Raw genomic sequence first — 12,528 nt, 5'->3', positions numbered from 1 at the left:
GCGAGTGTCCCAAACGAATCGTGTTAAAAAAAATGCATCGTCTCCGGTATTATAAAAGCCAACTCAACGTCGTGGATTCAACCGTGCCGACCCCGCTGTCACGCTCTTCCATCGCTGGTGCCGCGCTCGTATTGACGTGCGCGGGGCTGCTGTCCGGCTGCGGTGATGACGACTTGCGCAAGCCGTACATCGGCGGCGACGCGAAAGTCGGCAAGCAACTGGTCACGCAATACCAGTGCGGCGCGTGCCACAAGATCCCGGACGTCCCGGGCGCGGGCGGCGAGGCCGGTCCGGACCTGGAAAAGTTCGGGCGCTCGAGCTACATCGCCGGCGGCATTCCCAACGTGCCGCCGCGTCTCGTCGCGTGGCTGCTCGATCCGCCCGCCCTCAAGCCCGGCACGGTCATGCCGGCCATGGGCATGACGGAACAGGAGGCCAGGCACATGGCCGCCTACCTGTACACGCTGCGATGAATGGGACGCTGCAATCCGTCCTCCACCCGGCCGGCGCGGACGCCGCCGTCATCAGCCAGTTCGCGTGGGTCCTGTTCGGGGCCGCCACCGTCATCTTCGTCGCCGTGATGGCGCTGATGGCGCTCAGCCTGCGCGACAACGCGCGGCCGCTGCGGCCCGGCCTGTGGATCGCGGGTGCGGGCGTCGCGTTTCCCGTGCTCGTGCTGTCGGCGCTGCTCACGTGGAGCACGTGGCGCAGCGCGCAACTGGTTCCGCAAGGCTCGCAGGCCGCGCTGTCGATCTCCGTCACGGCGCGCATGTGGTGGTGGGAAGTGCGCTACCGCGACCCGGCCGGCGGGCGCGAGATCGTCACCGCCAACGAGATCCACATCCCGGTCGGGCAGGCCGTGTACGTGGGCCTGAACGCGGCCGACGTGATCCACAGCCTGTGGGTGCCGTCGTTGTCCGGCAAGCGCGACATGATTCCCGGCCGCGTCACCGGCCTCACGTTGCGCGCCGACCGGCCCGGGGTCTACCGCGGCCAGTGCGCGGAATTCTGCGGCGCCCAGCATGCGAACATGGCCTTGCACGTGGTGGCGCTGGCGCCCGACGCGTTCCGCGACTGGCTGCGGCGCCAGGCATTACCGGCCCGCGCACCGCAGGGCGCGCTGCTGGAGCGGGGCCGCGCCGCCTTCCTCGAACAGCGCTGCCAGACGTGCCACACGATCCGCGGCGTGGCCGAGACGGCGCGCCTCGGTCCCGACCTGACGCACGTCGGCAGCCGCGCGCACATCGGCGCGGGCCTCTTGCAGACGCACCAGAACACGCTGGCCGGCTGGATCGCGGATCCGCAGGCCGTCAAGCCGGGCGTGTTCATGCCCGCCGCCGCCGGCACCGACGGCGACACGCTGGGCGCGCTGGCGGCCTATCTCGAGCACCTGCAATGACGGCCCGGGACGACGACCTCGCGCGGTTGGAAGACGTCTGGCGCACGCGGCGCGGCTGGCGCTTCTTCTCGTCCGTGAACAACACGAACATCGGCCTGCTGTACATCGGCACGGCGCTGCTGTTCTTCATCCTCGCCGGCGTGCTGGGCCTCCTGATGCGCGTGCAGCTGGCCGTGCCGGACAACGGCTTCCTCGGCGCCGAGACGTACAACCAGGTGTTCACGATGCACGGCTCGGTGATGATGTTCCTGTTCGCGATCCCGATCGTGGAAGCCATCGCCGTGTACCTGCTGCCGAACATGCTGGGCGCGCGCGACCTGCCGTTCCCGCGCCTGTCCGCGTACGCGTTCTGGGCTTATGCCATCGGCGGCCTCGCATTCTTCTGCACGCTGTTCGCCGGCCTCGCACCGGACGGCGGGTGGTTCATGTATCCGCCGCTCACGGGTCTGAAATATTCGCCGGGCCTCAACGCCGACTTCTGGCTGCTGGGCATCGGCTTCATCGAGATCTCCGCGATCGCCGGCGCCATCGAACTGATCGTCGGCATCCTGTTTACGCGCGCACCGGGCATGACGTTGGGACGCATGCCCGTGTATGCGTGGGCCATGCTGGTCGTGGGCGTGATGATCGTGTTCGCGTTCCCCGCCGTGATCGCGGGCACGGCGCTGCTGGAACTGGAGCGCGCGTTCGACTGGCCGTTCTTCATCGCCGACCGCGGCGGCGATCCGCTGTTGTGGCAGCACCTGTTCTGGTTCTTCGGCCACCCCGAGGTCTACATCATCTTTCTGCCGGCCGCCGGCATGGTGTCGACGATCGTGCCGACCCTTGCCGGCACGCCGCTCGTCGCGCGCCGCGCCATCATCGCGGCCCTTGTCGGCGTGGGCGTGTTCAGCTTCGGCCTGTGGGCGCACCACATGTTCACCGCGGGCCTCGGCACGCTGGAAATGGGCTTTGTTTCCGCGGCCAGCATGGCGGTGGCGGTGCCCACCGCGATCCAGGTGTTCGCGTGGATCGCCACGCTGTGGAAAGGGAAAGTCGAAGCGAACGCGCCCACGCTGTTCCTGCTTGGCTTCATGGCCATCTTCGTCCTGGGCGGCCTGACCGGCGTGATGGTCGCCGTGATCCCGTTCGACTGGCAGGTGCACGACACGTATTTCGTCGTCGCGCACTTTCACTACGTGCTGATCGGCGGGATGGTGTTCCCCGTGTTCGCCGCGCTGTATTACTGGCTGCCGCTCGTGAACGGCAACCGGTTATCGGAAGGGCTCGCGCGCTGGGTGTTCGGCCTGATGTTCGTCGGCTTCAACGTCGCGTTCTTCCCGATGCACGTGACGGGATTGCTCGGCATGCCGCGCCGCGTCTACACGTATGCGGCGGACCTCGGGTGGAATGGCATGAACATGCTGTCGACCGTGGGCGCGTTCACGTTCGCGCTCGGCGTGGCGCTGCTCGCGTGGGATGCGTGGCGGTCGCTGCGCAGGCCGGAACGCCCCGTCGGCAACCCATGGAATGCACCCACGCTCGAATGGCTGCCGTCCGAGGACTACGGCAACCGCAGCATCCCGCGCATCGATTCGATCGACCCGCTGTGGGACCGGCCGGAACTGGTGCGCGAGGTGGAGGAGGGCGGCCACTACCTGCCGCGCACGGCGACGGGCGCGCGCGAGACCATCGCCACGAGCCCCGTCGCGGCGGCCCCGCGCTATGTGCTGATCCTGCCCGGCGACAGCTGGTTGCCCCTGATCGCCGCCGCCGGCACGGCCGCCTTCTTCCTGCTGCTGACCGTGAAGCTGCACGTGCTCGCATGGATCTGCGGCGTGGCGGCCATCGCGGCGGTGCTCGGGTGGATGTGGCAGGCGGATCGCGCGAGCACCGTCGCCGACGTGGACATCGGCCACGGCGAGTCGATACCGGTCGGCGCCACGGGCACGGCATCGCACGCGTGGTGGGCCGCCGTCGTCCTGCTCGTCGTCGACCTCAGCATCTTCGCGTGCTTCGCGTTCGCCTACGTGCACGTGACGATGCGCCTGACGGTGTGCCCGCCGCCCGGCGCCACGCTGCCCTCGCAGGAGCTCGCGCTGACATCCGCCGGCCTGCTGGTGCTGGGCTCATTGCTCGTGTGGTTCGCGACGCGCGCCGTCGGCACGCGGCGCCTGCCGTGGTTCGTGCTGGCGGCGCTGGGCTGCGTGCTCGCGTCATGCGCGGTCGACGTGGGCGGCCTGCTCGATGCCGGGCTGGACCCGACCGCCACCGCATGGGGCGCGGGCGTCGCGGCATTGGCCTCCTACCAGGGCCTGCACGTCGTGACGCTCGCCGTGCTGGCGCCGTATCTCGCCGCGCGCGCATGGTGCGGCCTGCTGGGTGAGCGCAGCCGCGCAGCGCTCGACACCATCGCGCTCGTGTGGCACATGACCACGTTGCAGGGCATCGCCGGGATGCTCGTCGTGCGGCTCGTGCCGCTGCTGATGGCGTGATGGTCATGATGCCGCGCACCCGCGAACCGTTCTGGCGCCGCCTGCTGGCGGGGACGCTGCCGCTGCTCGTGTGGAGCCTGCACTTCGCCTTCGCCTATGGCCTCGCGGCGGCCCAGTGCACGCCGGCCGGCATGCGTCCCGGCGGGCCGGACCGCGTGCTGTTGGGCACCGTCACGCTGGCCGCCATCGGCGCGTGCGCATGGCTCGCGTGGCGCGCGCGCGAGGTGCCCCGGCGCGAGGATGCCGGCCTGCTCGATTGGGCCCGCCTGGTGCTGGCCGTGCTGGCCCTCGTGGCGGTTGCGTGGACGGGCGTGCCGCTACTCCTGGTCACCGGCTGCGCCTGAACGCCGTATTGACATCTCTTGTAAAGAAATTACAACCATCGTTCCATGAAAGGCAACCAATGCCTTTCACTTGGCTCATCTGTACCGAAAATGAACGTGTGCTGAAACTGCTGTCAACCGTTTTGGGCAACGTTTAATGCAAAAAAATTTACGTTTCTTATTAACGGCGAGCACAGCAAATGGCGTATAGTGCCCGATTCGTAGAGGAAAAATCCTCACGAAACACACTAAATAAGAACCGCGCGTGGCCCCCGTTGCCGTGACGACGAGTTCGAACACACGTCTAAAACTAGTTAGAACGCGCACAATCATGAGTATTGTCGACGTCGATGTCCTGCTCGAGGATTTGGAGGAGACCGCCCCTTGCGGACCGAATCTCGAGTATGACCCCGCCTTCCTGGAGCTCGAGCAGAGTGTGCTCGGCAAGCCAGAAGTCCAGTACGGGGACACGATCGTCCCCGCCGTCCCCCCTGAATGGAAGCAAGTCAAGAAGCAGGCCCTCGAGCTGCTCGGCCGCACGCGCGACCTGCGCGTGGCGATGCCGCTCGTGCGCGCGCTGCTGGCGCTGCATGCGCTGCCCGGCTTCGCCGACGGCACCCGCCTGCTCGAACGCCTCGTGACCGAGCGCTGGGACCGCGTCCATCCCGAACTCGATCCGGACGACGACGACGACCCCACGCTGCGCCTCAACTGCCTGGCCCAGTTGACCGACCCGGCGACGACCCTGCGCGAGCTGCGCGAGACGGCCTTCGTCATGCTGCCCGGCCTCGGCGCCCTGACCCTGCGCGTGCTGGAGCAGGCGCACGGCGAGGCCCCCGTCCCGGACGGACAGACCGCGCTGTCGCCCGAATCGATCGACGCGGCGCTGGCCGACGTATCCGACGACGCGATGCAGGCCGCCACCAGCGCCGTCAACGGTGCGCTGGACAGCATCGTCAGCCTGGAGGCCGCGCTCGCGCACCACGTGGGCAGCACCCAGTCGCTGAACCTCACCCCGCTCACGCGCCAGCTGCGCCGCATGGCCGACCTGCTGGCCAGCCGTGCGCAAGTCGCGCCCGAGGCACCGGCCGCTGCGCCCGATGGCGACGAGGCCGCGGCGCCGGGCGGCGGCACGGCCGCATCGCGCGCCGCCGGCATCACGGGCGACGTGACCAGCCGCGCCGACGTGGTCCGCATGATCGACAAGATTCTCGCCTACTACCAGCGCTACGAGCCGTCGAGCCCCGTGCCGATGCTGCTGGAGCGGGCCAAGCGCCTGGCGCCGATGAGCTTCATGGAAGTCATGGAGAACCTCGCGCCCGACAGCATGCAGCAGTTGTATGTGATCCGTGGACCCCAGCCGGGCGAGTCCAACGGGTCGGACGATTATTGAATCAGCAGGCCGGTAGTTCATTCAAGGAGGAGTAAACGTGGGCAAAGAAAGTAGCCAGAAGTTCATCGCACGCAATCGCGCACCGCGCGTGCAGATCGAGTACGACGTCGAAGTGTACGGCGCCGAGAAGAAGGTGCAGCTGCCGTTCGTGATGGGCGTCCTGGCCGACTTGTCGGGCCAGTCCGCCGAGCCGCTGGCACCGGTCGCGGAGCGCAAGTTCCTCGAGATCGACGTCGACAACTTCGACGAGCGCCTGAAGGCCATGAAGCCGCGCGTCGCGGTGCAGGTGCCGAACACGCTGACGGGCGAGGGCAACCTGGCCGTCGACATGACCTTCGAAAGCATGGACGACTTCACCCCGGCCGCCGTCGCGCGCAAGGTGGATTCGCTGAACAAGCTGCTCGAGGCACGCGGCCAGCTGGCCAACCTGATGACCTACATGGACGGCAAGACCGGCGCGGAAGACCTGATCTCCAAGCTGCTCGCCGAACCGGCGCTGATGCAGGCGCTGACGTCCGCACCGAAGCCCACCGAATAAAGAAAGACGGGAGAACAGAATGTCCGAAGCGTTAGCACAAAGCCAGCAGGAGTCCGGTACGCTCGAGATGAGCGACTTCGGCGCGCTGCTGCAAAAGGAATTCAAGCCGCAATCCGACAAGGCCAAGGAATCGGTCGAAGTCGCGGTGCGCACGCTGGCCGAGCAGGCGCTCGCCGGCACCAACCTGATCACCAGCGACGTGCTGGGCACGATCCAGAGCCTGATCGCGGCGCTCGACAAGAAGCTCACCGAGCAGGTCAACCTGATCATGCACACGGAGGAGTTCCAGAAGGTCGAAAGCGCCTGGCGCGGCCTGCACTACCTGGTGAACAACACCGAAACCGACGAGATGCTCAAGATCCGCGTGATGAACATCTCGAAGAACGACCTGGGCAAGACGCTCAAGAAGTTCAAGGGCACGGCCTGGGACCAGAGCCCGATCTTCAAGAAGATGTACGAGGAAGAATTCGGCCAGTTCGGCGGCGAACCGTTCGGTTCCATCGTGGCCGACTACTACTTCGACAACAGCGCGCCGGACGTCGAGCTGCTGTCGTCGATGGCCAAGGTGGCTGCCGCCGCGCACGCGCCGTTCATCGCGGCCGCCGCGCCGTCCGTCATGCTGATGGAGTCGTGGAACGAGCTGGCCAACCCGCGCGACCTGACGAAGATCTTCCAGACCCCGGAACACGCCGCATGGCGCTCGTTCCGCGAGTCGGAGGATTCGCGCTACGTCGGCCTGACCATGCCGCGCTTCCTGGCGCGCCAGCCGTACGGCGCCAAGAGCAACCCGGTCGAGGAATTCGACTTCGAGGAAGACACCAGCGCGGAGGGCAGCAAGAACTACACGTGGGCCAACTCGTCCTACGCGATGGCCGTCAACATCAACCGCTCGTTCAAGGAATACGGCTGGTGCTCGCGCATCCGCGGCATCGAGTCCGGCGGCGCGGTCGAAGGCCTGCCGGTGCATGCCTTCCCGACCGATGACGGCGGCGTCGACATGCAGTGCCCGACCGAGATCGCGATCTCGGACCGCCGCGAGGCGGAACTGGCCGCCAACGGCTTCATGCCGCTGGTACACAAGAAGAACACGGACTTCGCCGCCTTCATCGGCGCGCAGTCGCTGCACAAGCCGGCCGAGTACGACGACCCGGACGCCAGCGCCAACGCCGCCCTGGCCGCGCGCCTGCCGTACCTGTTCGCGACCTGCCGCTTCGCCCACTACCTGAAGTGCATCGTGCGCGACAAGCTCGGCTCGTTCAAGGAACGCGACGAGATGGAACGCTGGCTGACCAAGTGGATCATGCAGTACGTGGACGGCGACCCGGGCAGCTCCAGCGAAACGACCAAGGCCCAGAAACCGCTGGCCGCGGCCGAAGTGGTGCTGGAAGAAGTCGAAGGCAACCCGGGCTACTACACGTCCAAGTTCTTCCTGCGTCCGCACTACCAGCTGGAAGGCCTGACCGTGTCGCTGCGCCTCGTGTCGAAGCTGCCGTCGGCGAAAGCCTGACCGTTTTTTGAAGTCCCGCGCGGAACAAACCGTCCGCGCGTATTCGGAAGTACAACCAACAAGGAGAAGAAGACATGGCATTGGATATGTTCATCAACATGGGCGACAAGATCAAGGGCGAGTCGCGCGACAAGGTCCAGGGTCCGAAGGGCGACATCGACATCCTGGCCTGGAGCTGGGGCATGAGCCAGTCGGGCACCACCCACATGGGCGGTGGCGGCGGCGCCGGCAAGGCCAACTTCCAGGACATCTCGTTCACCAAGTACGTCGACAGCTCGTCCAACGCGCTGATGACCGCCCTGGCCAAGGGTTCGCACCTCGACAAGGCCGTGCTGATGGTGCGTAAAGCCGGCGAAGGCCAGCAGAAGTACATCCTGATCACCATGGAAGAAGTCCTGGTGACCTCGATCTCGACCGGCGGCAGCGGCGGCGAAGACCGCCTGACCGAGAACGTCACGCTGAACTTCGGCAAGGTGACGTTCGCGTACACCCCGCAGGACAGCAAGGGCACCGTGGCAGGCGACAAGACCTTCGCCTGGAACATCGCCGAGAACGCGGCAGTGTAAGGGGCGTCGCCAAACCTACTGCGCGTTGCAGATTCGGCCTGCGATGCTCGCTGTACTACTCGTACAGCTGCGCTTCTCGGCTGAATCTGCCGCCGCTCGCTACGGTTTTGCGAGGCCCCCGAAAGGCCGGTGAATAGAATCTTTTTTTGATGGGGACGTGCGATGCTTGCGCAACAGCTGATTCGTGATGGAGACCTGGCCGGCGCCCTCGCCGCGCTGCAGGATGCGGTGCGCAAGAACAGTGGCGACGCGAAGCTGCGCGTGTTCCTGTTCCAGCTGTTGTCCGTGCTGGGCCAGTGGAATCGCGCCCTGACGCAGCTGAACGTCGCGGGCGAAATGGATGCCGGCGCGCTGCCGATGGTGCAGACCTATCGCGAGGCGATCCAGTGCGAAGCCCTGCGTGCCGAAATCTTTGCCGGCCGCCGCGCCCCCGTGATCTTCGGCGAGCCGCAGCCCTGGATGGCCCAGCTGGCCGAAGCCCTCAAGCTGGATGCCACCGATCCGGATGCCGCCGCCGGCCTGCGCGCCGCCGCGTTCGACGCCGCGCCCGCGTCGCCCGGCACCATCGACGGCACGCGCTTCGACTGGCTGGCCGATGCCGACGGCCGCCTGGGCCCCGTGCTGGAAGTGATCGTCAACGGCCGCTACGTATGGGTGCCGTTCATGCGCATTGCGCGCATCGAGATCGACCCGCCGGCCGACCTGCGCGACGCCGTCTGGACGGCCGCTACCTTCACCTGGACCAACGGCGCCCAGGCCGTCGGGCTGATCCCGACCCGTTACCCGGGGAGCGTCGACGCGTCCGACGACGCGCTGAAGCTGGCCCACAAGACCGAGTGGACCGGCGAGTTTCCGCTCGGCCAGCGCATGTTGACGGACGGCGGAAACGACTTTCCGCTGATGGACGCGCGCCTGATCGAATTCGACCCGAACGACAATACCGGCGACCATGGCTGAACTGGCACCGCGCGAGCGCCTGCAACCTTCGCTGCTCGACCGCCTCACCGACGATGAACCCGACCAGGCGGTCGAGTCGCGCGAACGGCGCGTGTTGTCGGTGCGCAGCCTGCGCGAAGGCGTGCTGCGCGACCTCGCGTGGCTGCTGAACACGACCAACCTGCTGTCCGTTTCCGACGTGCCGCGCCTGCCGCACCTGGCGAGCTCCGTCCTCAATTACGGCATGCCCGACATGTCCGGCGCGTCGCTGGCGAACATGAGCGCGGCCGACCTGGAACGTGCGATCCGCCAGGCCATCTGGGATTTCGAACCGCGCCTGATCCGCTCGTCCGTGACCGTCAAGGTCGTGCCGCAGCAGGAATCGATCAGCAAGATCATGTTCGAGATCCAGGCCGACATGTGGGCCCAACCGTATCCCGAGCGCCTGTTCCTCAAGACCGAACTCGATCTCGATCTTGCGCAGATCAGCCTCACCGAATTTTCCGGCGCACGGACATGACCAACCCACGCCTGCTTCGCTACTACAGCCAGGAGCTGCAGCACCTGCGCGAGATGGGCGGCGAGTTCGCGGTCCAGTACCCGAAGATCGCCGGCCGCCTCGGCCTGGAAGGCTTCGAGTGCGCCGACCCGTACGTCGAGCGCCTGCTGGAGGGCTTCGCCTTCATGGCGGCGCGCGTGCAGATGAAGATCGACGCCGAGTTCCCGCGCTTCACCCAGCACCTGTCGGAACTCGTCTACCCGCATTTCCTCGCACCGACGCCGTCGATGGCGATCGTGCAACTGCAGCCCGATCTCGCGAACCCGGCGCTGAACGCGGGCTACCGCATTCCGCGCGGCGCAGCGATGCGCAGCGTCCTCGGCAAGGACGACGCCACCGCCTGCGAATACCGCACGGCGCACGAGGTCACGCTGTGGCCGGTCGAACTCGTCGAAGCGAAATTCTTCACGAACGGCGGCCGCATCGAAGGCGTCGACGCGCGCCTGCCCGCGAACGTGAAGGCGGGGCTGCGCCTGCGCTTGCGTACCACCAACGGCATGCCGTTCGCCAAACTGGGACTGGACCGCCTCGCGCTGCACCTGCGCGGCAGCGACGAGATGCCGGGCCAGATCTACGAAAAGCTGCTGGGCGCCGTCGAAGGCGTCCTCGTGATGCCGGGCAGCCGTCCGGCCGGGCGCCACGCGCTGTTGCCGAAGACGGCCCTGCGCCCGCGCGGCTTCGCGGAGGACGACGCGCTGCTGCCCAGCGGCCAGCGCAGCTTCCAGGGCTACCGCCTGCTGCAGGAATACTTCGCATTCGCGCAGCGCTTCCTGTTCGTCGAGCTGGCGGGCTTGCAATCCGCAGTGGCCGCCTGCGCGGAGCAGGAGCTCGAGATCATCGTACTCCTGTCGCGCGGCGATGCCCGCCTGGAGCAAGCGCTCGACCACAGCAATTTTGCGCTGAACTGCACGCCTGTCGTGAACCTGTTCCAGCGCCGCGCCGACCGCATCAACCTGACCGGCGACCAGTTCGAATACCACGTGCTGCCCGACCGCACGCGGCCGATGGACTTCGAGGTGCACCAGGTCGAGAGCGTGACGGGCTACGGTACCGGCACCGACGCCGAACAGGAATTCCATCCGCTGTACAGCGCGCGCGACCTGGGCGCCGCGACCGTGGCGGGCCAGGCCTATTACCAGATCCGGCGCGAGCCGCGCCTGCTGTCGCAACGCCAGCGCCAGCGCGGTCCGCGCTCGTCGTACATTGGTTCCGAGACGTTCATCACGCTCGTCGATGCCAGGGAAGCGCCATACCACCATAACCTGCGCCAGCTGGGGCTTGTCGTATGGTGCACGAACCGCGACCTGCCGCTGTCGATGTCGCTCGGCGTCGGCAAGACGGATTTCATCCTGGAGCAGGGCGGGCCGGTGCAGTCGGTGCGCGTGCTGGGCGGCCCGAGCCAGCCGTTCCCGTCGTTCGCCGAGGGCGGCGTGGCATGGCGCCTCATCAACCAGCTGTCGCTGAATTACCTGTCGCTGGCGGACACCGACCCGGACCAGGGCGCGCGCGCCCTGCGCGAACTGCTCGCGCTGTACTGCCATCCGCTCGACCTGACGAGCCAGCGCCAGGTGGAGGGCGTGCGCTCGGTCTCGTCGAAAACCGTCACGCGGCGCATGCCGGCACCGGGACCGATCACGTTCGGACGCGGCCTGGAGATCACGGTGACGATGGACGACGGCGCGTTCGAAGGCGCCGGCGCGTTCGTGCTGGGCGGGGTGCTCAGCCACTTCTTCACGCAATACGTGTCGATCAATTCGTTCGCCGAGACCGTCGTGCGCACCGTCGGCCGCGGCGAGATCATGCGCTGGAAGGCGGCGGAGGGCGCATGCGCGATCCTGTAGACGTCGAACGCCAGCTCGAGGACGCGGGCGCCGCGATGGACTTCTTCCAGGCCCTGCGCCTGCTCGAGAACGCGCATCCGGACAAGCCGCGCATCGGCGCGTCGCTGCGCCCGCGCGACGACGCCGTGCGCTTCGGGCGCGATCCGTCGCTGAATTTCGAGCCCGGCGCCGTGGCCGGATTCACGCCCGCCACGGGCGACGCGCGCGCGCGCCTGGCCGTCAACTTCTTCGGCCTGTTCGGCGCCAACGGCCCGCTGCCGCTGCACCTGACGGAGTACGCGCGCGACCGCGCCCGCAACCATAACGACCACACACTGGTGGCGTTCATGGACGTGTTCCACCACCGGATGGTGTCGCTGTTCTACCGCGCCCGCGCCGAGGCCGACCCGGCCGTCAGCCTGGACCGCCCGGACAGCGACCGCTTCGCCGATTACGTGGGCAGCCTGTTCGGCATCGGTGCGCCGGCCCTGCGCGGACGCGACGAGATCGGCGACTTCGCCAAGCTGCACTTCGCGGGCCTGATGGCCAACCAGCGCCGCCCGGCGGCAGGCCTCGTGACCATCCTGCGCGCGTACTTCAAGCTGCCCGTCGAACTCGAACAGTTCGTCGGCCACTGGATGAAGATCCCGCTGGACGGCCAGACCCGCATCGGCATGGAAGACCGCGGCAACCGCCTCGGCACGTCCGCCGTGCTGGGGACGAAGGTCTGGGATTGCCAGCACAAGTTCCGGCTCGTGATCGGCCCCCTCGACTACGACGACTACGAGCGCATGCTGCCCGGCGGCGCCAGCATGACGCGCGTCGTCGACTGGGTGAAGAGCTATGCCGGCACGGTGCTCGACTGGGACGTGCGCCTCGTGCTCAAGCGCCCCGAAGTTCCTCCGCTCACGCTGGGCGCGCGCCGCCTCGGCTGGACCACTTATCTCGCGAGCGGCCCGGCCGTGCGCGATGCCCGTCAACTCTTGATCAACCCGACCGCCCGCCAGGGCTGA

The 12,528-nt window shown here is 67.4% G+C and carries 12 protein-coding genes; all 12 read left to right on the top strand.

The window, feature by feature from the left end; translation table 11 throughout:
- The first annotated feature begins 71 nt into the window (after window positions 1-71).
- The 12 genes from QPK29_RS06685 (at window position 72) to tssG (ending at window position 12,528) form a co-directional block, all read left to right on the top strand.
- The gene (locus tag QPK29_RS06685; protein ID WP_400189742.1) at window positions 72-473 is read left to right on the top strand and encodes a c-type cytochrome; all 402 of its coding nucleotides are present in this window, start codon (window positions 72-74) and stop codon (window positions 471-473) included.
- Window positions 470-1,399 (top strand): cytochrome c oxidase subunit II, encoded by a 930-nt coding sequence (locus QPK29_RS06680; RefSeq protein ID WP_371770569.1) that lies wholly within the window; start codon window positions 470-472, stop codon window positions 1,397-1,399. The genes QPK29_RS06685 and QPK29_RS06680 overlap by 4 nt, the downstream gene beginning before the upstream one ends.
- Window positions 1,396-3,873, top strand: coding sequence for a cytochrome c oxidase subunit I (gene ctaD, locus QPK29_RS06675; RefSeq protein ID WP_371770568.1), 2,478 nt, complete (start codon window positions 1,396-1,398; stop codon window positions 3,871-3,873). Before QPK29_RS06680 ends, ctaD begins: the two co-directional genes overlap by 4 nt.
- A 5-nt stretch (window positions 3,874-3,878) precedes the next feature.
- Entirely contained in the window at window positions 3,879-4,217 is a 339-nt protein-coding gene (locus QPK29_RS06670) for a hypothetical protein (protein WP_371770567.1), read from the top strand.
- A 310-nt stretch (window positions 4,218-4,527) separates the two neighbouring features.
- A complete protein-coding gene (gene tssA / locus QPK29_RS06665) occupies window positions 4,528-5,589 on the top strand; it encodes a type VI secretion system protein TssA (protein ID WP_371770566.1) in 1,062 nt (353 codons plus the stop codon).
- A gap of 37 nt (window positions 5,590-5,626) precedes the next feature.
- Window positions 5,627-6,127, top strand: coding sequence for a type VI secretion system contractile sheath small subunit (gene tssB / locus QPK29_RS06660; RefSeq protein WP_371770565.1), 501 nt, complete (start codon window positions 5,627-5,629; stop codon window positions 6,125-6,127).
- 19 nt (window positions 6,128-6,146) lie between these two features.
- A complete protein-coding gene (gene tssC, locus QPK29_RS06655; protein WP_160406612.1) occupies window positions 6,147-7,634 on the top strand; it encodes a type VI secretion system contractile sheath large subunit in 1,488 nt (495 codons plus the stop codon).
- A gap of 74 nt (window positions 7,635-7,708) precedes the next feature.
- Window positions 7,709-8,200, top strand: a complete 492-nt coding sequence (locus QPK29_RS06650) for an Hcp family type VI secretion system effector (protein WP_056126746.1) — start codon at window positions 7,709-7,711, stop codon at window positions 8,198-8,200.
- A 162-nt stretch (window positions 8,201-8,362) separates the two neighbouring features.
- On the top strand, window positions 8,363-9,157 hold the full coding sequence (locus QPK29_RS06645; RefSeq protein ID WP_371770564.1) for a type VI secretion system accessory protein TagJ: 795 nt from the start codon (window positions 8,363-8,365) through the stop codon (window positions 9,155-9,157).
- Window positions 9,150-9,656: a type VI secretion system baseplate subunit TssE gene (tssE, locus tag QPK29_RS06640; RefSeq protein WP_056126748.1), complete on the top strand. Its 507-nt coding sequence runs from the start codon at window positions 9,150-9,152 to the stop codon at window positions 9,654-9,656. The genes QPK29_RS06645 and tssE overlap by 8 nt, the downstream gene beginning before the upstream one ends.
- Window positions 9,653-11,536: a type VI secretion system baseplate subunit TssF gene (gene tssF, locus QPK29_RS06635; protein ID WP_371770563.1), complete on the top strand. Its 1,884-nt coding sequence runs from the start codon at window positions 9,653-9,655 to the stop codon at window positions 11,534-11,536. The genes tssE and tssF overlap by 4 nt, the downstream gene beginning before the upstream one ends.
- Complete coding sequence (gene tssG, locus QPK29_RS06630) at window positions 11,521-12,528, top strand: type VI secretion system baseplate subunit TssG (protein WP_371770562.1); 1,008 nt, start codon at window positions 11,521-11,523, stop codon at window positions 12,526-12,528. Before tssF ends, tssG begins: the two co-directional genes overlap by 16 nt.

Source organism: Massilia orientalis (assembly GCF_030411975.2).
Classification (GTDB): domain Bacteria; phylum Pseudomonadota; class Gammaproteobacteria; order Burkholderiales; family Burkholderiaceae_D; genus Telluria; species Telluria orientalis.
Note: the sequence above shows the minus strand (reverse complement) of the source record. Positions and strands in the feature narration are given on the sequence as shown.

Coding starts and splice junctions, on each gene's coding strand:
- QPK29_RS06680 (WP_371770569.1), top strand. CDS start 470: ATGAATGGGACGCTGCAATCCGTCCTCCACCCGGCCGGCGCGGACGCC.
- ctaD (WP_371770568.1), top strand. CDS start 1,396: ATGACGGCCCGGGACGACGACCTCGCGCGGTTGGAAGACGTCTGGCGC.
- QPK29_RS06670 (WP_371770567.1), top strand. CDS start 3,879: ATGATGCCGCGCACCCGCGAACCGTTCTGGCGCCGCCTGCTGGCGGGG.
- tssA (WP_371770566.1), top strand. CDS start 4,528: ATGAGTATTGTCGACGTCGATGTCCTGCTCGAGGATTTGGAGGAGACC.
- tssC (WP_160406612.1), top strand. CDS start 6,147: ATGTCCGAAGCGTTAGCACAAAGCCAGCAGGAGTCCGGTACGCTCGAG.
- QPK29_RS06650 (WP_056126746.1), top strand. CDS start 7,709: ATGGCATTGGATATGTTCATCAACATGGGCGACAAGATCAAGGGCGAG.
- QPK29_RS06645 (WP_371770564.1), top strand. CDS start 8,363: ATGCTTGCGCAACAGCTGATTCGTGATGGAGACCTGGCCGGCGCCCTC.
- tssE (WP_056126748.1), top strand. CDS start 9,150: ATGGCTGAACTGGCACCGCGCGAGCGCCTGCAACCTTCGCTGCTCGAC.
- tssF (WP_371770563.1), top strand. CDS start 9,653: ATGACCAACCCACGCCTGCTTCGCTACTACAGCCAGGAGCTGCAGCAC.
- tssG (WP_371770562.1), top strand. CDS start 11,521: ATGCGCGATCCTGTAGACGTCGAACGCCAGCTCGAGGACGCGGGCGCC.